General features: G+C 67.3%; 18 protein-coding genes and 1 pseudogene. 6 read left to right on the top strand and 13 right to left on the bottom strand.

Annotation, left to right across the window (positions count from 1 at the left end):
• Positions 1–236 precede the first annotated feature (236 nt).
• A complete protein-coding gene (locus tag AQ610_RS25160; protein ID WP_006027226.1) occupies positions 237–2,750 on the bottom strand; it encodes a cation-translocating P-type ATPase in 2,514 nt (837 codons plus the stop codon).
• 58 nt (positions 2,751–2,808) lie between these two features.
• Positions 2,809–3,283: pseudogene (locus tag AQ610_RS25155) on the bottom strand (carboxypeptidase-like regulatory domain-containing protein).
• Between the two features lie 609 nt (positions 3,284–3,892).
• Between AQ610_RS25155 and AQ610_RS25150 the strand changes: the two are divergent.
• The gene (locus AQ610_RS25150; protein ID WP_041861909.1) at positions 3,893–4,738 is read left to right on the top strand and encodes an SAM-dependent methyltransferase; all 846 of its coding nucleotides are present in this window, start codon (positions 3,893–3,895) and stop codon (positions 4,736–4,738) included.
• A 70-nt stretch (positions 4,739–4,808) separates the two neighbouring features.
• On the opposite strand, the gene bcmE is transcribed toward AQ610_RS25150, so the two are convergent.
• The gene (gene bcmE, locus AQ610_RS25145) at positions 4,809–6,251 is read right to left on the bottom strand and encodes a thiamine pyridinylase (RefSeq protein WP_043282847.1); all 1,443 of its coding nucleotides are present in this window, start codon (positions 6,249–6,251) and stop codon (positions 4,809–4,811) included.
• Positions 6,252–6,316: 65 nt separating this feature from the next.
• Positions 6,317–7,117 carry a bifunctional hydroxymethylpyrimidine kinase/phosphomethylpyrimidine kinase gene (thiD, locus tag AQ610_RS25140; RefSeq protein ID WP_006027222.1) on the bottom strand — a complete coding sequence of 267 codons (801 nt, stop codon included), beginning with the start codon at positions 7,115–7,117 and terminating at the stop codon, positions 6,317–6,319.
• Between the two features lie 368 nt (positions 7,118–7,485).
• On the opposite strand from thiD, the gene AQ610_RS25135 reads away from it, so the two are divergent.
• Entirely contained in the window at positions 7,486–8,691 is a 1,206-nt protein-coding gene (locus tag AQ610_RS25135; protein ID WP_006029866.1) for an IS110 family RNA-guided transposase, read from the top strand.
• A 79-nt stretch (positions 8,692–8,770) separates the two neighbouring features.
• Here the strand turns inward: AQ610_RS25135 and AQ610_RS25130 are convergent, their stop codons facing one another.
• The 6 genes from AQ610_RS25130 to AQ610_RS25105 all read right to left on the bottom strand — a co-directional run bounded on the left by AQ610_RS25130 (position 8,771) and on the right by AQ610_RS25105 (position 14,761).
• A complete protein-coding gene (locus tag AQ610_RS25130) occupies positions 8,771–9,511 on the bottom strand; it encodes a class I SAM-dependent methyltransferase (RefSeq protein ID WP_006027221.1) in 741 nt (246 codons plus the stop codon).
• Between the two features lie 15 nt (positions 9,512–9,526).
• Entirely contained in the window at positions 9,527–10,516 is a 990-nt protein-coding gene (locus tag AQ610_RS25125) for a thymidylate synthase (RefSeq protein WP_006027220.1), read from the bottom strand.
• Between the two features lies 1 nt (position 10,517).
• Positions 10,518–10,973: a nucleoside 2-deoxyribosyltransferase gene (locus tag AQ610_RS25120; protein ID WP_006027219.1), complete on the bottom strand. Its 456-nt coding sequence runs from the start codon at positions 10,971–10,973 to the stop codon at positions 10,518–10,520.
• Positions 10,970–11,461, bottom strand: a complete 492-nt coding sequence (locus tag AQ610_RS25115) for an NUDIX hydrolase (RefSeq protein WP_006027218.1) — start codon at positions 11,459–11,461, stop codon at positions 10,970–10,972. The genes AQ610_RS25120 and AQ610_RS25115 overlap by 4 nt, the downstream gene beginning before the upstream one ends.
• A 740-nt stretch (positions 11,462–12,201) precedes the next feature.
• Entirely contained in the window at positions 12,202–12,840 is a 639-nt protein-coding gene (locus AQ610_RS25110) for a LysE family translocator (protein ID WP_009915029.1), read from the bottom strand.
• 316 nt (positions 12,841–13,156) lie between these two features.
• Positions 13,157–14,761: an NAD(P)-binding domain-containing protein gene (locus tag AQ610_RS25105; protein WP_006027215.1), complete on the bottom strand. Its 1,605-nt coding sequence runs from the start codon at positions 14,759–14,761 to the stop codon at positions 13,157–13,159.
• Between the two features lie 410 nt (positions 14,762–15,171).
• On the opposite strand from AQ610_RS25105, the gene AQ610_RS36460 reads away from it, so the two are divergent.
• From AQ610_RS36460 to AQ610_RS25095, 3 genes are all read left to right on the top strand, one after another.
• Positions 15,172–15,516 (top strand): hypothetical protein, encoded by a 345-nt coding sequence (locus tag AQ610_RS36460; RefSeq protein WP_144411889.1) that lies wholly within the window; start codon positions 15,172–15,174, stop codon positions 15,514–15,516.
• A 31-nt stretch (positions 15,517–15,547) separates the two neighbouring features.
• Positions 15,548–17,038, top strand: a complete 1,491-nt coding sequence (gene arcD, locus AQ610_RS25100; protein ID WP_006027214.1) for an arginine-ornithine antiporter — start codon at positions 15,548–15,550, stop codon at positions 17,036–17,038.
• 185 nt (positions 17,039–17,223) lie between these two features.
• Complete coding sequence (locus AQ610_RS25095; RefSeq protein WP_006027213.1) at positions 17,224–17,829, top strand: rhomboid family intramembrane serine protease; 606 nt, start codon at positions 17,224–17,226, stop codon at positions 17,827–17,829.
• A 78-nt stretch (positions 17,830–17,907) separates the two neighbouring features.
• Here the strand turns inward: AQ610_RS25095 and ftsH are convergent, their stop codons facing one another.
• On the bottom strand, positions 17,908–19,890 hold the full coding sequence (gene ftsH, locus AQ610_RS25090; RefSeq protein WP_009915032.1) for an ATP-dependent zinc metalloprotease FtsH: 1,983 nt from the start codon (positions 19,888–19,890) through the stop codon (positions 17,908–17,910).
• Between the two features lie 54 nt (positions 19,891–19,944).
• Entirely contained in the window at positions 19,945–20,457 is a 513-nt protein-coding gene (locus AQ610_RS25085) for a BCAM0308 family protein (protein ID WP_009915033.1), read from the bottom strand.
• A gap of 502 nt (positions 20,458–20,959) precedes the next feature.
• Between AQ610_RS25085 and AQ610_RS25080 the strand changes: the two genes are divergently transcribed.
• Positions 20,960–21,268: a hypothetical protein gene (locus tag AQ610_RS25080; RefSeq protein ID WP_006027210.1), complete on the top strand. Its 309-nt coding sequence runs from the start codon at positions 20,960–20,962 to the stop codon at positions 21,266–21,268.
• Between the two features lie 22 nt (positions 21,269–21,290).
• Here AQ610_RS25080 and AQ610_RS25075 read toward each other — a convergent pair whose 3' ends face one another.
• Positions 21,291–21,767, bottom strand: coding sequence for a hypothetical protein (locus tag AQ610_RS25075; protein WP_006027209.1), 477 nt, complete (start codon positions 21,765–21,767; stop codon positions 21,291–21,293).
• Between the last annotated feature and the right edge of the window lie 447 nt (positions 21,768–22,214).

Raw genomic sequence — 22,214 nt, 5'->3', positions numbered from 1 at the left:
GGACGCGGCCGGGAGCGCTGCTCGTCGGCTCGTCGGCTCGTCGCTCGCCGACGTCGCGCTCGCGACCGCGCTTTGCGATCGTGCTCGAGCCGCTGAAGGCGGCGGCGCCCGGATGGATGGGGCGCGCGGCGTCCCGCGCGTCCCTCCCGAGCGTGACGAACAACGCGGCGAGAGTCGGCATCGGAATCGGTCCTCGGGCGGCTGCGCGGTTTCGCGGCTTCGGCTCCGCGCAGCGCTCAGCGCGTGAGCAGCGGGACGAGCCCGAACAGCGACGCGAGCGGCGGGATCGCGAGCAGCGCCAGCAGCCCGCATGCGGCGAACGCGGGCACGATCCAAAGATACCGGTTGTCCGCGAACGGCTGCTTCGTGCGCGCGCCGCCCGCGAGCGCCCGGACGACGAAAATCAGCGCGACGTTGACCGCGACGAGCGCGACGAACGCGGCGGTGCGCGCGAACGCCGGGTCGCCGCCGCGCGCGAGCAGCAGCGCGTACAGGCCGATCACGCCGACCGCCGCGAGCGCGCCCGCCGCCGCGCCCCGCGCGACGAGCGGCGACGCCCACAGCCGCTCGTGCGGCGGCCGCGGCGGCATGCGCATCGCGTCGGCGCGCGCGGGCTCGTTCTCGAACACAAGCGAGCACGCCGGATCGATCACGAGCTGCAGCGACACGATGTGCAGCGGCGCGAGCATCGCGGGCCAGCCGACGAGCGCGGGCACCATCACCGCGGCGATCATCGGCAGATGGACGGCGACCGTATAGCCGAGCGCCTGCATCAGGTTCGCATGGATGCGCCGGCCCTGGCGGATCGCCGACACGATCGGCGTGAAATCGTCGCGCAGCAGCACGAGCGCGGCGACCTCGCGCGCGACCTCGGCGCCGTGCAGCCCCATTGCGATGCCGACGTGCGCGGCCTTCAGCGCGGGCGCGTCGTTGACGCCGTCGCCCGTCATCGCGACGATGCGCCCGCCGCGCTCGAGCGCGGCGACGAGGCGCAGCTTCTGGTCCGGCCGCACGCGCGCGAACACGTCGGCGCGTCCGGCCGCTTCGTCGAGCGCCGCGTCGCTCATCGCCGCGACCTCGTCGCCCGTGACGACCGCGTGCGCGGCGATGCCGACCTCGCCCGCCACCGCGCGCGCGGTCGACGGATAGTCGCCCGTGATCATCACGACGCGGATGCCGGCCGCGCGGCAGGTCGCGATCGCGTCGGCCACCTCGGCGCGCACCGGGTCGATCAGGCCGACCAGGCCGACGAACCGGAAATCGAAGTCGTGCTGCCGCGCGGGCCATTCGCCCCGCGCATGCGCGGCCCGCGCGACGCCCAGCACGCGCAGCCCGCGCGCGGCCATGCGCTCGGCCTCGCCGAGCAGCGCGCGCGCCGTCGCATCGCCGAGGTGGCACAGCGAGAAGATCGCCTCGGGCGCGCCCTTGCATGCGACCGGGCAATGATCGAGCCGCGGCGCGCGCCACACGTGCGACATCGCCGGCAGCTCGGGCGTCAGCGCGTATTCCTGAACGAGCGACCAGTCGTCGTGCAGATGCCCGGTGCCGGCGAGACATCGGCGGCCCGCGCGCCGGAACGCGCGCTCCATCGGATCGACGGGCTCGATCTCGCTCGCGAGCACCAGATATTCGAGCAGCTCGTGGAACGATTCGTCGATGTCGGCCTCGTCGTCGCCGAGCGTCCAGCGCCGGCCGTTCGCGAACAGCGCGCGCACCGTCATCCGGTTCTGCGTCAGCGTGCCCGTCTTGTCGACGCACAGCACCGACGTCTGCCCGAGCGCCTCGATCGCGCTCATGCGGCGCGTGAGCATGCCCTCGTCGGCGATGCGGCGCGCGCCGAGCGCCATGAACACGGTCATCACGACCGGGATTTCCTCGGGAAAGATGCCCATCGCGAGCGTGATCCCCGCGAGCACGCCCGGCAGCCATTCGCCCGAGCGCCAGCGGTAGACGGCGACGAGCGCCGCGCACAGCGCAAGCGCGACGAGCGCGATCCGGTTCGCGAGCGCGCGCGCGTCGCGCTGCAGCGGCGACGGTGCGCCCGCGATGCCGGTCAGCGACTTGCCGATCCGGCCGAGCGCGGTGCGCGGCCCGGTGTCGGTGACGATCATCCGCCCCTGCCCGCGCACCACCATCGAGCCGAAATAGACGCGGCAGGCGGCTTCGTCGGGCGTCGGCGCGTCGGGCCGCTCGGCGGCCTTGTCGATCGGCGCCGACTCGCCCGTCAGCAGCGATTCGTCGACGCTCAGCTCGTGCGCGTCGACGAGCCAGCCGTCGGCCGGCACGCGGGCGCCCTCGGCGATCCACAGCAGATCGCCCGGCACGAGTTCGGTCGCCGAGACGAGCCGGCGCTCGCCGTCGCGCATCACGTCGGCGCGCGGCGCGGACAGCGCGCGCAGCGCCGCGAGCACGCCCGCCGTGCGCTGGCTTTGCACGATCGTCAGCGCGGCGATCGCGGCGACGAACGCGAGCAGCGTCAGCGCGTCCGGCAATTCGCCGAGCGCCAGGTAGACGGCGCCCGCGCCGAGCAGCAGGAGCAGCATCGGCTCGCGCAGCACGTCGAGCGACGTGCGCCACCCGCCGCGCCCGCCGCCCGTGTCGACCGCGTTCGGGCCGAAGCGCCGGCGCAGCCCGGCTGCCTGCGCGTTCGACAGGCCGCTTGCGGGCGTGCGGCGCCACGCGTCGTCGGCGGGCGCCGTGGCGTCGGCCGTGCCGCCTCGCCGATGCCGCGCGGCCGAGCGAGCGCTCATGCGACGATCGCGGCGCGCCCGCTCGCCCGCTCGCGCGGCGCGGTCGAAGGCGCGACGGTCAACGTTGACGGGGACATGGGCGCGGATCGCAGGTCTGCGCCGCGCCGATCGGGCTCGGCCCAGCGGAAATCGACGTGGACGCCGCCGCTCGCGGGCACGCGCACGCTGCGCCGCTGCTCGGCGCCGCCGTAGCGCGCATCGATCCGGTACTGCCCCGCCGGCAGCCGCGCGTACAGGAACGGGCCGTTGGTGCGAACGGTCAGCACCGGCTGCGCCGCGGCCGAACGAATCGTGACGTCGACGTCGGACAGATATTCGCCGCTGCGCGACGCGAACGTCATGCGCAGGTTGTATTTCGACGCGGCCGCGCGGAGTGCGTCGACTTCGTCCTGGCCGACGCCGCCCGTCACGTACGCAATGCCGTTTTGCGTGGCGGGTTCGAGCGTCTCGTTCGCGGCGGCCGTCGAGCCGAGCGCCGCGACGGCGGCGATGGTCGCGACGACGCGCATCCATCGATGAACAGTATTTCGCATGGCGCTTCCCCCGTTCGGACGGCGAAGACGTGCGCGTCACGCCGGCGCGCACTGTTTCGCTCGTTCAGAGAATGCGGGCCATTGGTGACGGCCCGCTTGACGCAGGTCAAGCGGCCCGGAAGCGAGATCGCAGCGACTTGCCGCGCAGCGAGAGGCCGATTGGCGAACGGCCTGCCGTTGTTTGCCCGGCTTGCACGAATCGCCGTTCGTCGCCCGGATGTCGATCGACCTCCGAAGCTTCGTGCTTTCCGCCTGCGCATGCGCGTGCTATCAAGGCGGGATTCGCCGCGAATCCGCACGGTACTGGAAACGCATCGCCGCATCGGATCGCAAGTCGTCCCGACGGCATCGACGGCATGCTGCGTCGCCGGACGTCGAACCATTGCGCACGTCGTTTCGCGCAATGCCGTCGATTTGCTGCCCGGGAACCGATGCGTGCGCACGCGCCCTGTCGCGTTCGCGCTTCGTATCCCGTCTCGCCGTCTCGCGCCGTCCACCTGCAACGGCCGCGAGCAGACGCAGGTTTCGCGCGGCAGCCGCGGCGTGGCGAAAAGCGGCGCCGCGCGAACGAAACGCGCGTTGCACGGCCGACGCCTTTGCGCACCGCCCATGAATCCACAACCACAAGAGGAGATCGAACGAACCATGTTCAGATACACGTTGGGCCATTCGCCGATAGAACTCCGCCGGCTCGACTTCCAGTCGGAGATGCTGAAGCCCGTCACCCGGCGCCTGCTCGAATCCGCGCGGCTCCGGCCCTCGATGCGCGTGCTCGACATCGGCTGCGGAACGGGCGGCGTCAGCATGCTGGCGGCCGAGATGGCCGGCCCGACCGGCACCGTCGTCGCGATTGATCCGAGCGACGTCGCGATCGAAGCGGCGAGCGCCAACGCCGAGCGCGCGAGTCTGCACAACATCCGCTTTCGCGCGAGCGGTCTCGATCAGGTCGAAGGCGCGCACGGCTTCGATGTCGTCGTCGCCCGCTATGTATTGATCCATCAGTTGCATGCGGCCGAGTTCGTCCGCCACGCGGCGCGTTTCGTGAAGCCCGGCGGATATCTCGCGCTGCACGAGCCCGACTTCGTGCGCAAGCCGATGTCGACGCCGCTCATCCCGCTCTGGGATTCGGTGGCGGCCGAGATCATCGAGCGCTGCAAGCGGTCGTTTCCGTCGTTCGACGTCGCGCACCGGATGGTCAAGCTGTTCGCGGCCGCGGGGCTGCCGCTGCCGAAGATGTCGTACGAGGTGCCGGTCGACGGCGGGACGGCCACGCAGCTCAGCTCATGGCTCGCGGAGATGTTGCGGGCGCTGTCGAGCGATCCCGACTCGACGGTGCTTGGCAGCGGCAAGCGGCTCGAATTCGCGCGGCTGAGCGGCGATCTGCAATGTGAAATATACGAATCGCGCGCGCAGGTCGAGTTCTTCGGCCAGATGTGCGCTTGGGTGCAGCTCTAGAGCGCGCGCGCGGGTGTCGCGCGCATCGGGTGCCCGGCCGTGCCGCGTCGGCCCGGCCGGGCGCTCCCCGTCACGGCTTCGCGCGGTCCGCGGGCACGGCACGGGTGACGAGCGGGGTGGCGAATGCGCGCGGCAGCTTCTCGGCGGCTGAAGTCGGGCACGCGTTGCAGCCGCACGCCGACTGCCCGGCGGGCGCCGCGGGCGACTGGTTGGTCCACTGGCCGTTCCAGCCGCCCTGCGCCTTGCAGACGGTCGGACACACGGCCTGCGCGCCGCGATAGTCGGCGATCGGCAACGCGGTGTCAATGTCGCAGCCGCACGGATAATCGGCGCGTGCGCGCTGCGCGATCGGGCCGCTCATCGACGCGAGCCAGTTGCGCGATTGCGCATCGATCTTGAACATCACCGGCTCGCGCGCGTCGAGCAGCGCGACCATCTTCCGATAGAGCGGATAGCGCTGCGCCAGCGTCTGCAGCACGCTGCGCCGCGCGGAGAACAGATACTGCGGCACGCCGCTGCCGTCCGGCCCGACGCTTTGCACCATCGTCGACGACGCGGCGATCACGTTCGCGAGCTGTACCGCGAGCGCGCGCGTGCCGCGGGCGTTCGTCGTCGTGTTCACGCCGATCACGTCCGCATAGAAGAGCGGCGGCTGCGGCTCGTCCGACAGCGGCAGAAACTTGAAATCGAGATTGCGCCGCGCCGCTTCGCTCATCGCCGACATCGATTCCGAGTAGCCGATCACCGCGCGCCCGTCGCCGTCGCCGAACCACGCCGAGCGATCGTACTGGCCGGGCAGCTCGGCCGTCGCGTTCGGCCAGCTCGACATCGCCATCAGCGCGCGCAGGCTGCCGAGCGCGTCGCCGTTCAGGTCGTTCGCGCTCCACGGCAGCGGCAGCGGATACGCGCCCGTGCGGCTGTGCACGGCGTCCAGATAGAGCGCGGCGTTCGTCGTCCGGCCGGACATGTCGATCATCAGCCCGCGCCTGTCCGGCGGAATCTCGCTCGTGAACGTGCATTGCCCGAGCGTGCTGCGCACCTGCGTGAGCGTCGTCGCGGCCGCGAGCGCCGCGTCGTCCTTCCGGTAGAACAGCACGTTCGCGCAGCCGAGTTGCGGGATGCTGTAGTACCGGTCGCCCGCCTTCACGCCCTGGATCGCGTACGGCAGGAAATCGTCGAGGTTCTGGATCTCGCTTGCCGCAAGCGGCTCGAGCCAGCGCTGGCTGCGGAAGTAGTCGAAGAAGATCGCGTCGTACACGTAGACGTCGGCGTTCGCGGGCGGATCGTTCCGGTAGCCGCCGTCCCACGCGTCCGCGGACACGAACTGCAGCGCGACGGCCGGCTGCACCTTCTTCCATTCGGTCTCGATCGCCCTCCTGAACTGGTCGACGCGCGGCACCCACGGATACAGCGCGACCGTCAGTTGCCCGACGGCGGCTGCGTCGCCCGCATGCGACGGCGCGGCGCACAGAAAGCCCAGAACGATCGTGAAACAGCACAAGAGGCGGCGCATGATGATTTCTTGTCGAAAGAGGCGTGCGGATCGATGCGTGTGCGCGCCGGCGCGCGGCGCAAGCGTCAGTTCCATAGCGCGTGGAAGTGATGGACGGGGCCGTGCCCGCGGCCGACGTCGAGCTTGCCCGACGCGGCGAGCGCGTCGCCCAGATACGCCTTCGCGCGGCAGACGCTGTCCTCGACCGAATGGCTCGGCAGCAGCGCGGCGATCGCGGCCGACAGCGTGCAGCCGGTGCCGTGGTCGTTCTTCGTCGGGACGCGCGGCGCGGACAGCTCGACCGTCGCCGCGGCCGGGCCGCGCAGCACGTCGACGCTGCGCTCGCCCGGCAGATGGCCGCCCTTGAGCAGCACCCAGCGCGACCCGAGCGCGTGCAGCTCGGCCGCCGCCGCGTGCATCTCGGCGAGCGTGCGCGGCGCGCCCCGGCCGAGCAGCACGCCCGCTTCGGGCAGGTTCGGCGTGATCAGCGTGGAGATCGGCACGAGCTTGTCGCGGATCGCGTCGACCGCGTCCGGATCGAGCAGCCGGTCGCCGCTTTTCGCGACCATCACCGGGTCGAGCACGACGGGCGCCGCGCGGTGCCTGACGAGCGCTGCGGCGACCGCCTCCGCGATCGCCGCGGTCGCGATCATGCCGATCTTGACCGCGTGCACGCCAACGTCGTCGAACACCGCGTCGATCTGATCGGCGACGAACGCCGGATCGAGCGCGCGGAAGCTGCGCACGCCGGTCGTGTTCTGCGCGACGACCGCGGTGATCGCGGCCATCCCGTATGCGCGCATCGCCGAAAATGCCTTGAGGTCGGCCTGAATGCCCGCTCCGCCCGTCGGGTCGGTGCCGGCGATCGTCAGTACGTTCGCGATCATGTTCCCTCGTGTTTCATCCGTGTTTTATCGTTGCGCCGTCGTTGCATAGCCGATAGCCGCCAGGGCGACGCCCTCGCGTTCGCCGTCTTGCCGGGCGAGCGGCGTCGGCCGGTGCGCGGGCGGCGCGGCGACGTCCGCCCCGTTACTATCTTCATGCCCCGATAATCGGGGCTTTGGCCAGCCAGGCCCGGCATGATTCCCGCCCCCAGTCGCAGTCATGATCCGGGGGGTGTTGTCACCGGGCCCGGTGGGTGGCTGGTGATCGCTGATAGGGGTTTGGCCGGGCTTTCCCGACGCCGTCCGTAACGTGGATGCCGAGACTTGCCACCGTTGTTGCAGGCCAATCCGTTCACTCTGCACAAACCGCGATGCAAGAAACCAAACAACATGACGCCGTCGATGTCTTCGTCGGCGTCGACGTCGGTAAAGGCCAGCATCACGCCGTCGCACTCGATCGAAACGGCAAGCGTCTTTACAACAAGGCACTACCCAACGACGAGGTCAAGCTGCGCGCCCTCATCGCCGAACTCAAGACTCACGGTCGACTGCTGTTCGTCGTCGATCAGCCTTCCACCATCGGTGCGCTTCCTGTAGCCGTCGCCCGCGCTGAAGGCGTACTCGTCGCCTATCTGCCCGGACTGGCCATGCGCCGCATCGCTGATTTGCATGCCGGCGAAGCCAAGACCGATGCCCGCGACGCCGCGATCATTGCTGAAGCCGCCCGCTCGATGCCACATACGCTGCGCTCGCTTCGACTGGCCGACGAGCAGCTCGCCGAACTCACCATGCTCTGCGGCTTCGATGACGACCTCGCCGCTCAGGTCACGCAAACCAGCAACCGCATTCGCGGCCTGCTTACTCAAATCCATCCGGCGCTCGAACGCGTTCTCGGACCGCGCCTCGACCATCCGGCGGTGCTCGATCTGCTTGAGCGCTACCCGTCCCCGAGCGCACTTGCTGCTGCCAATGAAAAGACGCTCGCCAACCGCCTGACCAAGCTCGCACCGCGCATGGGCAAGAACTTGGCGGCCGAAATCGTTCAAGCGCTGAACGAGCAAGCCGTAATCGTGCCCGGCACGCAGGCCGCCACCATCGTCATGCCTCGTTTGGCCCAGCAACTTGCCGCCTTGCGCAAGCAGCGTGACGAAATCGCTGCCGAAGTTGAGCGGCTGGTGCTTGCTCACCCTCTTTGGCCAGTCCTGACCAGCATGCCGGGAGTCGGCGTCAGGACCGCTGCCAGACTCCTGACCGAAGTCGCCCAAAAAGCCTTCGCCACGGCTGCTCATCTGGCGGCCTACGCTGGTCTCGCGCCGGTCACCCGGCGCTCAGGCTCGTCGATCCGGGGCGAACACCCGTCCAGACGTGGCAACAAGGTGCTCAAACGCGCCTTGTTCCTCTCCGCCTTCGCTGCCTTACGAGACCCAGTCTCACGGGCCTATTACTTGCGCAAGATCCAGCAGGGCAAGCGCCACAACCAGGCACTCATCGCGCTCGCACGGCGACGCTGCGACGTCCTGTTTGCCATGCTGCGCGACGGCACCATTTACCAACCCAAGTCAGCCCCTGACGCTTGACGAAACACATAGGGGCACCCCCCGCCCCGCCGTTCCGCGACGCATGCGCCGCGAAGCATCGTGCCTTACGCGGCGCGCGTCAGCGCAGCGGCTTCGTCGCCTTGAACAGCACGAACGGCGTGCGGCCGTCGGCATCCGCGTGCGCGCCCGGCGCGCCGCCCGCCTCCGCCGCGCGAAAGCCCAGCTCCATCGCCGCCGCGAGCGCGAAGCCCGCCGCCTCGAACGCGTGGCGATACGTCGGCATGTCCCAGTGCGTGTCGACGACGTCGAACACGCCCACGCCCGGCACGTTCAGATGGACCGGGCGCGGGTCGCCGTCGCGGTAGACGATGCCCGGCTCGCCGTTGCGGAACGTCGGAAACTGCACGCCCGTCGTGCGCGGGTTCGTGTCCAGCACGTAGTACGTGCCGCCCGGCTTCAGCACGCGCAGCACCTCCGCCGCGACGCGCGCGAGCTCCGCGCGCTCGGCGATGTTGATGAACAGGAAGCAACTGATCGCCGCGTCGAAGCTCGCGTCGGCGAACGGCAGCGGCGGCCCGTCGATATGCGCGTAGTCCAGCCCGCCGTCGACGCCCGCCGCGATCGCCTGGTCGATCATCGTCGGCGCGATGTCGACGCCTGTCACGCGGGCGACGCCCGCAGCACGCAGCCGCCGCGCGACCTTGCCGCCGCCGCAGCCGTAGTCGAGCACGCGGATCTCGGTGCCGAGCGAGCCCGTCAGCTCGGCGATCAGCGGCCGGTACCCGAAGCGCTCCTCGATCCGGTCGTCGTATGCGTGAAAGCGCTGCGAAACCTCGTGTTCGGTCCAGTCGGTCTTCATCGGAATCCCCGTGCGTTATTGAAGCGAGGCGGACGCGATGTTCCACCGGTTCAGCAGATAGGCGCGATGGAACGTGCCGACGAACGCGAGCGCATCGTCGGGCGGCGGGCTGCCCGCCTTGATCTCGCGGTAGATCCAGAAGAGGCCGAGCACGTCGCGCCAATAAGGATCGAGATCGAGGTCCTGGAGCGCGGCGAGCGACATCCGTCCCGCACGAATCCTTCCTTCGTGTTCGAGCACGCGCCCGATCGTCGCGGGGCTCGTGCCCGCGGGCATTCGCGGCGGCGCGTGGGCGGTGACGATCGCCGCATCGCCGTCGTCGAGGAGTGCCCGCACGCGCGGCAGATTGTCGTCGTACACGTGGATCGAGCCGACGTGATGCGAATACGTGCCGATCTCGCAGCCGAGCCGCGACGCGACGTACTCCTGCAGGAACGTGAACGAGAACACGTCGTTCAGGAGCCCGACGTATGCGTCGTTCGCGCGCATGAACGCGACCAGGTGCAGCCGCCCCTCGCGCAGCAGCAGTTGCAGGCCGAGCGTGCACGAGACGTCGATGTTGCGCCGGTACAGGTCCTCGTCGGCGCTGAAGATCTGCAGCACGACGCGCTTGCTCTCGGCGTCGTCGCGCGACAGGATGTCGAGCGCGCGCTCGATCTGATCGAGCGCGCGCTCGCCGTAATGCATGAGCCGCGCGCCATAGCCGGTGCCGGGCAGATGCTTGCCGTCCGGACTGTAGCGCGCCATCGACGGCGCGTAGTGCTCGATGAATTCGAGATCGTTGCGGCCGGACAGATACCACAGCGCCTCGGCGTAGTTGAAGACGACGTTCTGCCTGCGCGCCGCGTGCCGGCAGAAGCGCGCGCGCGGATCGTCGATCCGTGCGCCGTAGCCGATGATTTCGCGCTCCGCGTGCCCGCGCGGCGCGCTCCGGTATTCGTACGCGCCGCAGACGTCCCTGAGCGCCGAGAGGTAGAGCTCGCTGAGACCCGGATAGCGCCGCATGTCAGCCTCGCGCTTCGAAACGGCCGATCGCGGCTTCGATCGCGGCCGGGTCGATCCGGCCGCCGCCGAATTCGACGCGCTCGATGCGCGTGATCTCGTCGAGGCCGCGCACGAGATACGCGTACTCCTTGTCGGTTTCGAGCAGCAGCACGATCGGCTTGCCGAGCGCGGACGCCCAGCCGAGCTCGATGTGCGTGCCGGGCGATGCCGGCGCGCCCGGAAACGCGACGAAGTAGTCGCACAGGCTGATCTGCTCGTAGTCGGTCTTCGTGCAGACGGCGGGCGTCATGAATTCGCGCCCCCAATGCTCGCGCCGGTGCGCGCAATGCACGTCCCAGCCGCGCGCCTCGAAATGATCGATCACGCGACGAAACAGGTCGATGCTGTCTTCCGGCATCACGCCGGTGTGCTTGTCGACCAGGGATTTGAACGGTCCGCCCAGGAACATGCGCTTCATCGGCTGTTTTCCTTTCGATTGGAATGACAGAGGGCGTGCGCGCGCTGCGCCACCCGCGTGACGTGATCCGCGAGCACGCCCGGGAATCGGGACAGGCCATCCGGAACGCGAACCCAGCGGCAGTCCGCCGCGTCGTCGCCCGGCCGCAGCGTGCCTTCGACATGGCGGCACAGCATCGCGACCAGCACGTAGTGGTGATGCCGGCCGTGCGGGTCGAAGCCGATCACCTCGACGACGTCGAACGGCTGGCCGATCTCCGCGCGCACGCCGGTTTCCTCGAACAGCTCGCGCGCGGCCGCATCGCGCAGGCACTCGCCGGGCTCGACCGAGCCGCCAGGAAAGCCCCACGTACCTTTCTGCGGCTCCTTGCTGCGCTGCACGAGAATCACTTCGTCGGCGCGAAACGTCACGGCGATCACCGCGACGCGCGGTGTCGCGAGCGCCGCCGCGTCGCGCGGCGCGGCCCCCGTGCCTTTCGGATCAGTCATCGTCGATGCTCCGCATCTGCGCCCTCTTTTCGCGCGCCGTTCATTTGGCCCCGACTTGGCCCCGACACGCAAATCGACGGTCATTGGCCGCCTCTGTGGTTAATGAATGAAACAATCCATGCGAAACTCGCCGGGATTTTGCGAACAAATATTTTCAATTCGCGATTCAGCGAGCATTCCATTTTCGGAAATTTCGCGGAGCGCTTAGCCTAACACAACCGTGTCGATTCGACCGATTGCAATTTTTTAACCAAATCTCCAGTCTCGATTTTTTCATTCGCGCTCGTCATCTGTTGCGCTGGTTGATCGTCAAATAAAACGTCAACTTTGAAATAAAAAAGCTGATGTTTGGCGGAATTGATCGCGACTGGAATTTTTCGAAATAAGATGCACACCTCCATTCAAACGGCATAAATATTTCCATATTTGAAATTATTTGCGGCGGCGATATTTGAAGTCCTGATGGCGTCGAACGATTCAGGACGATGCTCGCCGGCACTTCGAACCGTCTACCGGCTGACCGAGCGCAAGCGTGACACGTATCGAACGCGGATTGTCCGTGCGGCCGGACGGCTCCGTTGATTGGCTGATTGACAACCCGGCGAAGACGCTCTTCGATGGCATCGGCCTTGATGGTCCGACGCCGTTCAGCCGCGCATATCGTGGGTCGAGGCGCGCATTGCCGGGACGATGCGATCCGCATCCATACGCGATACGGCGATGGATGTGCAGGCTCGCCGTCAACGTAACGTCTCCGTGGCCAAGAGCACCGCCATTGCGATCATCAAGCCTCCGCCCGCGATATTGATCAGCTTGAGGCCCTTCTCGTTGAAAAATGCGCGTGAACTCACGGCATGAGCGGTCGCGACCCACGCCGAGTCGATCAATAAACCCAAGCCGATAGGCACGAGCGAAAAGAAAAGCAGCGATTCCACCGGACTTTCGACTCCTCGGCGCAGGAAACTCGGCACGATCGTACCGAACATGATCAGGGCTTTCGGATTGGTGATGCCGACTATGACGCCGGCGATCAATGTCTGTTTGCGTTTGCCGGGTGCCCGGACTTCCGCCGCTGGCAACGGTCTGGAAAACAGATATTGGACTCCGATGGCCAGCAGAACGACGGCGCCGAGTAATCGAATACCCGTCAGGACGTTGTCGGCGCGCATCAGCAAGGTACCGATTCCCAGCGCGACAATCACCGCGACGCAGTAGGTGCCTATCGCGTTGCCGATGACGCCGCGCATCGCACTGCGCCGTCCCGTCGTCATGGCTTGGCCGACAAGAAACATGATGCTCGGCCCGGGAACGGCGATCAGCACCGCAGAGGTAAATATGAGCCCGAGCAGTCCGTCGAGCGCAGTGATGTTTCCAGACATGGAGCAGTCCTCGTTTCCACCTTGAACCGTCGCTGACCAGTCAGTACCGTCACTTTTTGATGCCGTTCGTCGTCTGGCATATCGATTGGTTCAAACCGAAGGCTGACATCTGGTTTGAGCCAATCGATCGGCGACGAACACGGATTCATGCCGATTTCAGTCGATCGATCATGATCCAGCGACGATTGACAAGGCAGATCGACGGGAAATATTGGAATTTATCTCGTTGCAGATCCAGTGCGTAATCAAGAACGGTTCGTCAGCAAAGCCAGCGTTGGCTGGATTCGAAGCGCCTCGACTACCTCGTCGTCACTCATCAACGGATAGCATGCGTCCACGAACTCGTCGCGCCCGGCAACATGCTGCGGCGCTCATCCAGCCCCAACGCACTTGCGCATGCATTGAACGCGACGTTCTTGTACTGGTCGAGATTGGTTTCCTCGTCGACGTAATCGTCGAGATCCCAGCGGCCGATGAGGCTTTCCTGCATATGGAAGGAATCCACTTCGACGCCCTCCTGATAGACGTGAAAAACCGGATGAACATACGCGCTCCGGGAAGTATCGAAGTGATCCGCGGGCAGCGTGAAATAGTGAGTCGGCAACTCGCCGTTGCCATATCGGCTGAATCCATATTCGAAAACGATTTCGAGCCTCGTTGGTTCCTTGCCCCAGCGCTCGAGGTTATATGCTCGTGGAAATGCGGGCCACACGCGCGCGCGGACCACGCCTTTATCGCCGCCTGGCGTGAACGTCACCGTGCTTCCGAAGTAGCCGAATAGCTCGAACAACGGCATGCTCGTGCTGACGAGATCGACAAGGAATGCTGAAAGATGAATGAGCTGATCGGACGGATGTGCCGTCGGAACGTCGCATTCGAATACCGGTTCAACCGCCATGCCGTGATATTTTTCCGCGACGATGGAGCCGAGCGCCTGAATATTGCATCGGAAACCATGAACGAACCCGGAAGCGGCGTCCGGGTCGTTGATGCGCATCGGCGCGCCGAGGAAAACATCGTCGACAATGCCGGTTCGCTTCATCCATCTTGGCGGAGACCAATGAGGGCAAGGTGTCTCGTAGCGGACCAGCAAGCGGCCTTCGTGCCTGCCGCCTGTGATTCGCCTGACTTCGACGATGCGGTCGCTCACAATATTGTTGTTGGATTTGAGTTGCATCAGATCGAACACGTCCGAGACCTGTGCCCGCAAGTCATGTACGTTGTGCGTCTGCCGGGCGAACATCGGTAGAGATCGTGTAACGACGCGCGTCTCCGCCGTGATGTCGACGAGATGGTGCGCGATTTCGAACGCTGAATTGCCACGCCCCAAAACAATGACAACCTTGTTCCGGTAACGCTCCGCTGCGGTATCGGGCTCGAAATCTCCGTAGAATGTGCAGGTTTCGGAATCGAGCCCCTTGATGTCCGGAACTATCGGCTCCGACTTGCCGGTGGCGCAAAAGACGCGATCAGCACTGATGCCTTGCGCATTCGATATGCCGAGGACGAAGCGCCCGCTTTCGCGCGCGATGCGCTGCACGCGAGCATGCGTTCGAACGTGCGGCGAGACCCCTTTCCTTTCCGCCACGTATTTCAAATACTCCTTGTAAATTCTTGAAGATGGCCAATGTTCCGACGTCCATTCCGTGAATCGTAGCAGCGGATCATTTGCCACATCATCGGCGCTAATGGTGCTCAGCGTGTGCCAGTCGTATCGCATTCGATAAGTGTGGCTATCGCCGGGGACATATCTCTTGTTTAACGAAATAAGCTGTCCGCATACCGGAAATCGGTCCCATTGCCCACCGACAGTCTCATTTGCTTCGAGCAACAGATACTCGATTCCTCGCTTCCCGAATTCGAGAGCCATGTTGATGCCCGCGGGGCCACCGCCGATGATGACATTGGAATGATGTTCCATGTTGCACTCTCCTCGTTTTCATCGTTGCGGGAATTCGATTCACGAGATCGACGGCTGTCGGCGTCTACATGCCCTCGCCGCGCGACTCGCATATCTCGGGATCGGACCTCGAGTGATGTCAGCGGTCTGGCTGCAGATACGCTTGTGACGGATAGCTTTCGGAAGTGTCGCGTCATCCGCGTCACGAATGGGACCCCATGAAGGCGTGAATCTGCGGTCTATTCACCGACCCGCCAAGAGCCGCCACGACACTCGGATCAACTCGAGTTGAAAGCGGTTTGCCGAGAAAAGCAGGAACATTCATCATATCAATTTAAATGATAGCGCGCATCGGTGGGAACCAGTATTTGCATCGCAGCGCTTTCGATCACCCTGACAGCCGCGGATTTCAGCATTTCAGCGCGTGAATCGTGCATTCGAGCAGCCACCAGCGCGGCGAAAATGAATACGGCTGGCTTCGCGACGCCATAGATGATTCGAACATCAAAGTCGGGCCGCGCAAGAACGACCGATTCGGTACACGCTCAGATTTTTTCCTCTCGTATCTCGCGAACGGCGCAGCGAAAACCGCCCGTTCGTGTGCCCGCCTGATGCAGCCGTCCGCGAACAAGCGATTTCCTCCGTCATGCGCGCACTCTTTCGACCCGCAAACGATTGCTTTTTCGTCTCGCCCCTTGCGACGGATCGACGCCGAAACCCGCACCGCGCACGCCGCTGATCCAGGTCAATCCGGTCCGCCGGAGCCGGTGCCTTAATACATTCAATAATCGTCGAGGAGGTTTCATCATGAAGCATTCCGTCAGGCATCCGTTCCACCCGTCGACACCGCTTCCGGCGGCCGCTCCCGCGCCGCAGCAGGCGGCCGCGCCGCGCCAGTTGCCGTTCACGCTGCTGACGGCGCTCGTGATCGGCTCAATGATCGGCAGCGGCATCTTCTCGCTGCCGCAGAACATGGCGTCGGGCGCGGGCGCCGGCGCGATCGTGATCGGCTGGGCGATCACGGGCATCGGCATGCTGATGCTCGCGCTCGTCTACCAGACGCTCGCGCACCGCAAGCCCGAGCTCGACAACGGCGTCTACGCGTATGCGCACGCGAGCGCCGGCGACTTCGTCGGCTTCAATTCCGCGTGGGGCTACTGGGTCAGCGCGTGGATCGGCAACGTCGGCTATCTGGTGATCGTGTTCGGCACGCTCGGCTACGCGTTTCCCGCATTCGGCGACGGCAACACGCGCGCCGCGGTGATCGGCGCGTCGATCGTGCTGTGGATCATGCATGCGGTGATCCTGCGCGGCGTGCGCGGCGCGGCAATCCTCAACGCGCTGACGACGATCGCGAAGATCGTGCCGCTCGTGCTGTTCGTCGCGCTCGCCGCGCTCGCGTTCCAGCCGCACCGATTCACGACCGACTTCTGGGGCAACGTCCACCTGCCAGGCGTGCTCGACCAGGTGAAGAGCACGATGCTGATCACGGTCTGGGTGTTCATCGGCATCGAGGGCGCGAGCGTCTATTCGGCGCGCGCGAAGAACCGCGACGACGTCGGCCGCGCGACCATCGCCGGCTTCGTCGTCGTGCTGCTGTTGCTGATGGCCGTGTCGCTGCTGTCGCTCGGGATCGTGTCGCAGCCGGAGCTCGCCGCGATGAAGAATCCGTCGATGGCGGGCGTCCTCGAAAAGGCGATCGGCCGCACGGGCGTCGCGATCGCGGGCGTCGGGCTGCTGGTGTCGGTGGGCGGCGCGCTGCTCGCATGGACGCTGCTCGCCGCCGAGGCGATGTTCACGCCGGCGAAGGACGGCGTGATGCCGGCCTTCCTGTCGCGCGAGAACGCGCACGGCGTGCCCGCCAACGCGCTGTGGGCGACGAACGGCCTCGTGCAGGTGTTCCTGCTCGTCACGCTCGTATCGAACGCGACCTATCAGGCGCTGATCTCGCTCGCGACGTCGATGATCCTCGTACCGTATCTGTTCTCCGCGGTGTATGCGCTCCTCATCGCGATCAAGGGCGAAGGCTATGCGCCCGGCGAGACGATGCGCATGCGCGACGCGGCGATCGGCGGAGTCGCGACCGTCTACTGCTGCTGGCTGCTGTATGCGGCAGGCCCGAAGTATCTGCTGCTGAGCGCCCTGCTCTACGCGCCGGGCGCGCTGCTGTACGCGTGGGCGAAGCGCGAGCGCGGCGAGCGGCCCTTCAAGGCGTTCGAAGCGGCGATCCTGATCGCACTCGTCGCGTTTGCCTTGCTCGCGGGCTGGCTCGTCGCGGCCGGCCGGATCAGCCTGTAGCGTACTCGGCGGGTCGCCGCACGAGTGGCCGCCGCGTGGCGGCCGCGCGCCGTGCGGCGGCCGCAGTGGCGGTAGCGCCAACGGTTGCGCCGCGGCCCTGCGCGCGATGCCGCGCGGCGTCGGCGCGGATAGCACGATGCCGGCATAATGAGCGTCGACGCCTCACTCTCTCGCCCGCGGCCGCCATGACGCTCGCCATCGTCGTCCTGAACCTGATCGGCTTCTTCGTCGAGCTCGCCGATCCCGACCGCGTGCTGTCGCTGTTTGCGCTATGGCCGCCGCTTCCCCGCACGGGCGCCCCATCCGCCGCGCCCGCGTTCCATGTCTGGCAGATCGTCACGTACAGCGCGCTGCACGCGGGGCTGTCGCACCTGTTGTTCAACATGCTCGGGCTCGTGATGTTCGGCCGCGATGTCGAGCGCGCGCTCGGCCGCGCGCGCTTCGGCACGCTTTATCTCGCGAGCGTCGTCTGCGGCGCGCTCACGCAGCTCGCGGTCGCGCGCTACACGGCGGCGGGCGCCGCGCCGACGATCGGCGCGTCGGCGGGCGTGTTCGGCGTGCTCGCCGCGTACGCGCTGCTGTACCCGTCGCGCCGCATCGTGCTGCTGATTCCGCCGATTCCGATGCGCGCGTGGGTGTTCGCGCTGCTCTACGCGGGCGTCGAGCTGCTGCTCGGCGTCGCGGGCGCGGCGAGCGGCATCGCGCATTTCGCGCATCTGGGCGGGATGTTCGGCGCGATCGCGCTGATGCTGTTCTGGGCGCGGCCGCGAAAGGCATGGCCGCTCGAATGAGCGGGCGCCGGCGGCCGGCGCGACGTCGGCTTTCCGGCGCGCGGCCGGACGCGTCGGCACGACGCGAGCGCCGCGACGTTACTGCGGCACGGATTGATCGGCCTTGTCGGCCTTGTCGGTGACGCCGATTTTTCCGACGTCCGGCAGCGGCTTTGCCGGCTCGGGATTCTCGCCGCCGCGCTTCGCCGCGCCGCCGCCCGCATCGCCCTCCGGCACCGGCTCGTCGTTGACGAGCCTCACGAGCTTCTCGTGATCGACGACCTCGTGCTTCAGCAGATACTGCGCAATCCGATCGAGCGCGCCGCGCCGCTCCTTCAGCGTTCGCGACACGCGATCGTGCGCTTCGGCGAGGAGCCGCTGAATCTCGTCGTCGATCCGCGTCGCGGTGCTCTCGCTGCAGCGCTCGCCGCCGCGCTGCCAGACGACGGGCGGCAGCCCCGGCCCTTCCCCGTCGCCGAACGTCGCGAGGCCGATCCGCTCGCTCATCCCGTAGCGGGCAACCATGTGCCGCGCCATTTCGGTCGCGCGCTCGAGATCGTTCTCCGCGCCCGTCGACACGTCGCCGAACACGATCTCCTCGGCGACGCGCCCGCCGAGCAGCACGTCGAGCCGGTCGAGCAGCTCGCTCTTGCGCAGCACGTAGCGATCCTCGGTCGGCACCTGCTGCGTGTAGCCGAGCGCCGCGATGCCGCGCGGGATGATCGACACCTTCTTCACCGGATCGCTGTGCGCGCGGGTCTGCGCGATCAGCGCGTGCCCCGCCTCGTGATGCGCGATCGTGATCTTCTCGCGCTCGCTCATCACGCGGCTCTTGCGCTCCATGCCGGTCATCGCGCGGTCGATCGCCTCGTCGAAATCGGACATGTCGATGGCCGGCTTGTCGAGCTCGGCCGCGTGCAGCGCCGCCTCGTTGACGATGTTCGCGAGGTCCGCGCCGACGAAGCCGGGCGTGCGCGACGCGAGCTCGCCGAGATCGACGTCCGGCGCGAGCTTCACGTGCTTCACATGGACGGACAGGATCTGCCGGCGCCCCGTCAAATCCGGCCGGTCGATCGCGATGTGCCGGTCGAAGCGGCCCGGGCGCAGCAGCGCGGGGTCGAGAATCTCCGGACGATTGGTCGCCGCCATGATGATCACGCCCGAGTTCGCCTGGAAGCCGTCCATCTCGACGAGCAACTGGTTGAGCGTCTGCTCGCGCTCGTCGTTGCCCGACGCGAGGCCCGCGCCGCGCACCTTGCCGAGCGCGTCGAGCTCGTCGATGAAGATGATGCACGGCGCCTTCTGTTGCGCCTGCTCGAACAGATCGCGCACGCGCGCCGCGCCGACGCCGACGAACATCTCGACGAACGACGAGCCGCTCGTCGAGAAGAACGGCACGCCCGCCTCGCCCGCGACCGCCTTCGCGAGCAGCGTCTTGCCGGTGCCGGGCGCGCCGACGATCAGCACGCCCTTCGGGATCTTGCCGCCGAGCCGCTGGTAGCGCGCGGGCGCGCGCAGGAACGCGACGATCTGCTGGAGCTCGGCCTTCGCCTCGTCGATGCCGGCGATGTCGTCGAAATCGATGCCGGTCTTCGCCTCCATGTAGACGCGCGGCTTGCTCTTGCCGACGCCCGACCAGTCCTGCAGGCCGCCGCGCGGGCGTCGCAGCATCAGGTTCCAGACGAGCACGAACACCGCGACCGGCACGATCCACGACGCGAGCGTGCCGATCCACGTGTCGTCGTCTGCGCCGCGATAGCGGGTGCCCGTTGCAGCGAGCGTGTCGATCAGGCGCTCGTCGGTCACGCGCTTCGTCGAGAAGCGCCACGGCGCGCCTGCGCGCTTGATCGCGTCCGCGTCGGACGCGGGCAGCGCCGCCGCCGCGGCCGCGTTGCGCAGCACGCCCGTGATCCGCGTCTGGCTGACTTCGAGATCGTCGACCTGCGCGGCCGTCGCGAGCTTGCGGAAATCGCTGTACGCGATCTGCGTCGCCGGTGCGCTGAGCGTCGCGAGTTGCAGCGCGAGCAGCACCATGAACACGAGCACGACGACGAATCCCAAGTATCCGGTTTCGCTCTTCATCGGGATGCCTCGGCGTGCGTTGTGCGATACGGGGGGAATCGAAAGCTGCGGACGCTATGCGGTCTCGCGCATCCAGCGCGCGCGCAGCACGTCCTCTCCTTCACGATAGTCGATTTCGAGATCGCCGCAGTGCGCGCGCACGAGCGCCTCGCTCAGCCGGTGGACGAGATGCGAGCCCGTCGTGCGCACGACCATGCGCGCGGGCAGCGCGTCGATCGACAGGAGGCGCTCGAGCGGGCGGGCGCCGAGGTCGTCGCCCGCGTGACGGCGCAGCAGCGCGACGATGTCGTCGCGGCGGCGCGCGAAGTAGCCGCCTGCGAGCACCAGCTCGCCCGCGCTCGCGCGCTCGCGGATCCGGCGGCACGCGGGGCACACGATCTGCAGCAGCGCGCCCGCCGTCGCGTGCCAGCTCCAGCGGCCGTCGTCGTACAGCGCGCCGCATTCGGTGCAGCCCATGCCGCTCTTCAGGCGCACCGGCGCGCCATAGCTGTCCGCGGGATGCGCGCGCGGCGTGCGATCGCGGCGCCGCCGCATCGCCGCATAGAGTTCGTTCGATCCGTGGATCATCGTCTTTCCTTGTCGATAGGTCGTACGTTTCGCGGGCGGCGCCGGGCGGCCGGCGGCATGCGCGGGCATCGCCGGAATCGTGGATTCGCCGCAATGCCGACAATGCACATCGGCACGCGGCGCGCGACGTACATCACCGAGCATCGGCGATCGCCCGCGCACGCGATTGACGCCGATCAACGGTCGGCCACATCGCGCCGGATCGCGCACACCGATTGGTGCAAATCCGTAGTCAATCGAGTGGAACTTGCGCGATCGGCCCGCGCGGCTGGCCCTCGCGCGTCCTTTCGCCAGCCGCAACGATCGCCGGCGCCATTCGATCCGTCGGCACCGCCGGCATTGCGGAGGTGCGCGGCATCCGCGATTCGTCGTACCGTAGGTGCGCTGCGCACAACCCGCCTCGCCTTCCGGTTGCCGCGCCGCCGGCCCGTCGCCGCAGGCGAACGGCCGCCCGTCGAACGTTCCTTCCCCGGAGAACCCCCCGATGCTGCCACGCACTCGCATGCTGATCTGCACCGTCCTCGCCGTCGTTCCGCTCGCCGGATTCGCCAAGTCCACCAACTTCAAGAAGGCGTATTGCAGCAACAGCGACTACGTCACGAGCTCGGCCCGACCGCATTTTCATTGCGGGAAGGATTTCTACACGTACACCGAAAAGAGCGGCAACCATGACAATCTGGTCAACAAGAGCGGGCCGCGATGCAACATCGTGCCCGCCGTCGAACAAAAGGTCGACGCCCTGCCGGACGGCACAGCCGGCAAGGCGCAGATGAAATCGTCGCTGGACGCATTCAAGCAAGGCGAGTGCTGAGCGCACGCGCGCGGCCGGCCGCTCACGGCCGCACCGGCTCGTCGGCCTGCACCGGGATGGCCTGCCACGGCACGTTGCACGACGCGACGTACGGGAAATAGCCCTGCGGATCGGCGCAGTAGTACCACGCGGATGCGGGCGGCAGCCCGCTCGGCACGGGCGGCGGCTCCTGCTCGACCACCGCGGGCGGGACGTAGGTGGGGTAAGGATAGATGGGCGCCGGATAGATGTACCAGACGCCGCCGACCACCCACCACCACGCGTAGCGCCCGCCGTGCCAGCCGCGCGACCAGTGGCCGCCGCGCCAGCGGAGGTTCTCTTGCGGCGCGAAGTGGCCGAAGTCGCGGCCGTGGAAGTCGGGATGGCCGTGCCCCGGCGGGCTGCCGTGAAACCCGCCGCCGTGGCCGACATGGATCTGTGCCGAAGCGCTCGCCGCGATCGCGCACGCGAGCGCGGCGCCGGCCGCGCGCGCCGCCGCTCGTATCGTCGAAGCATTCATCCCGTCCCCCGCAGCGCACGCACGATACGTCACAACGTAGCGCGCCCGTTGCGTCGCTGCTTGACGTGCGTCAATGGCGTACGATGCGTGCACGAGGTGCGCGCGACCGCGCCAATCGAGCGATTTCCCGCGCCACATCGACGGAGCCGATCGCGAAAATGCGATATCACCTTGCCGAGCATCGGATCGAGCGGCGCGACGGGCGTCGAGATCAACGGCTCCATCGTGCCGCGCCCCTGTTCCGCGCGATCGTCAGCGGCGTGAGCCGCGCGCCGACGAGCGCGAGAATGATCGCGGAATGACCGCGCCGACGCCGGGAATCCAGGCCGAATCGATGCGTCGATTCGAAGCAATGCTCGCTTGCAATTCATCCTGACATCGATCAATGTAACGTTTGGGCGAGGCACGACGGCCGTCGCGTCGCGGCTCGCCGCCGCCCGGCCGTCC

The sequence above is a fragment of the Burkholderia humptydooensis genome, assembly GCF_001513745.1.
In the GTDB taxonomy this organism is placed as follows: domain Bacteria; phylum Pseudomonadota; class Gammaproteobacteria; order Burkholderiales; family Burkholderiaceae; genus Burkholderia; species Burkholderia humptydooensis.
This window is presented reverse-complemented; position numbering and strand designations above follow the sequence as displayed.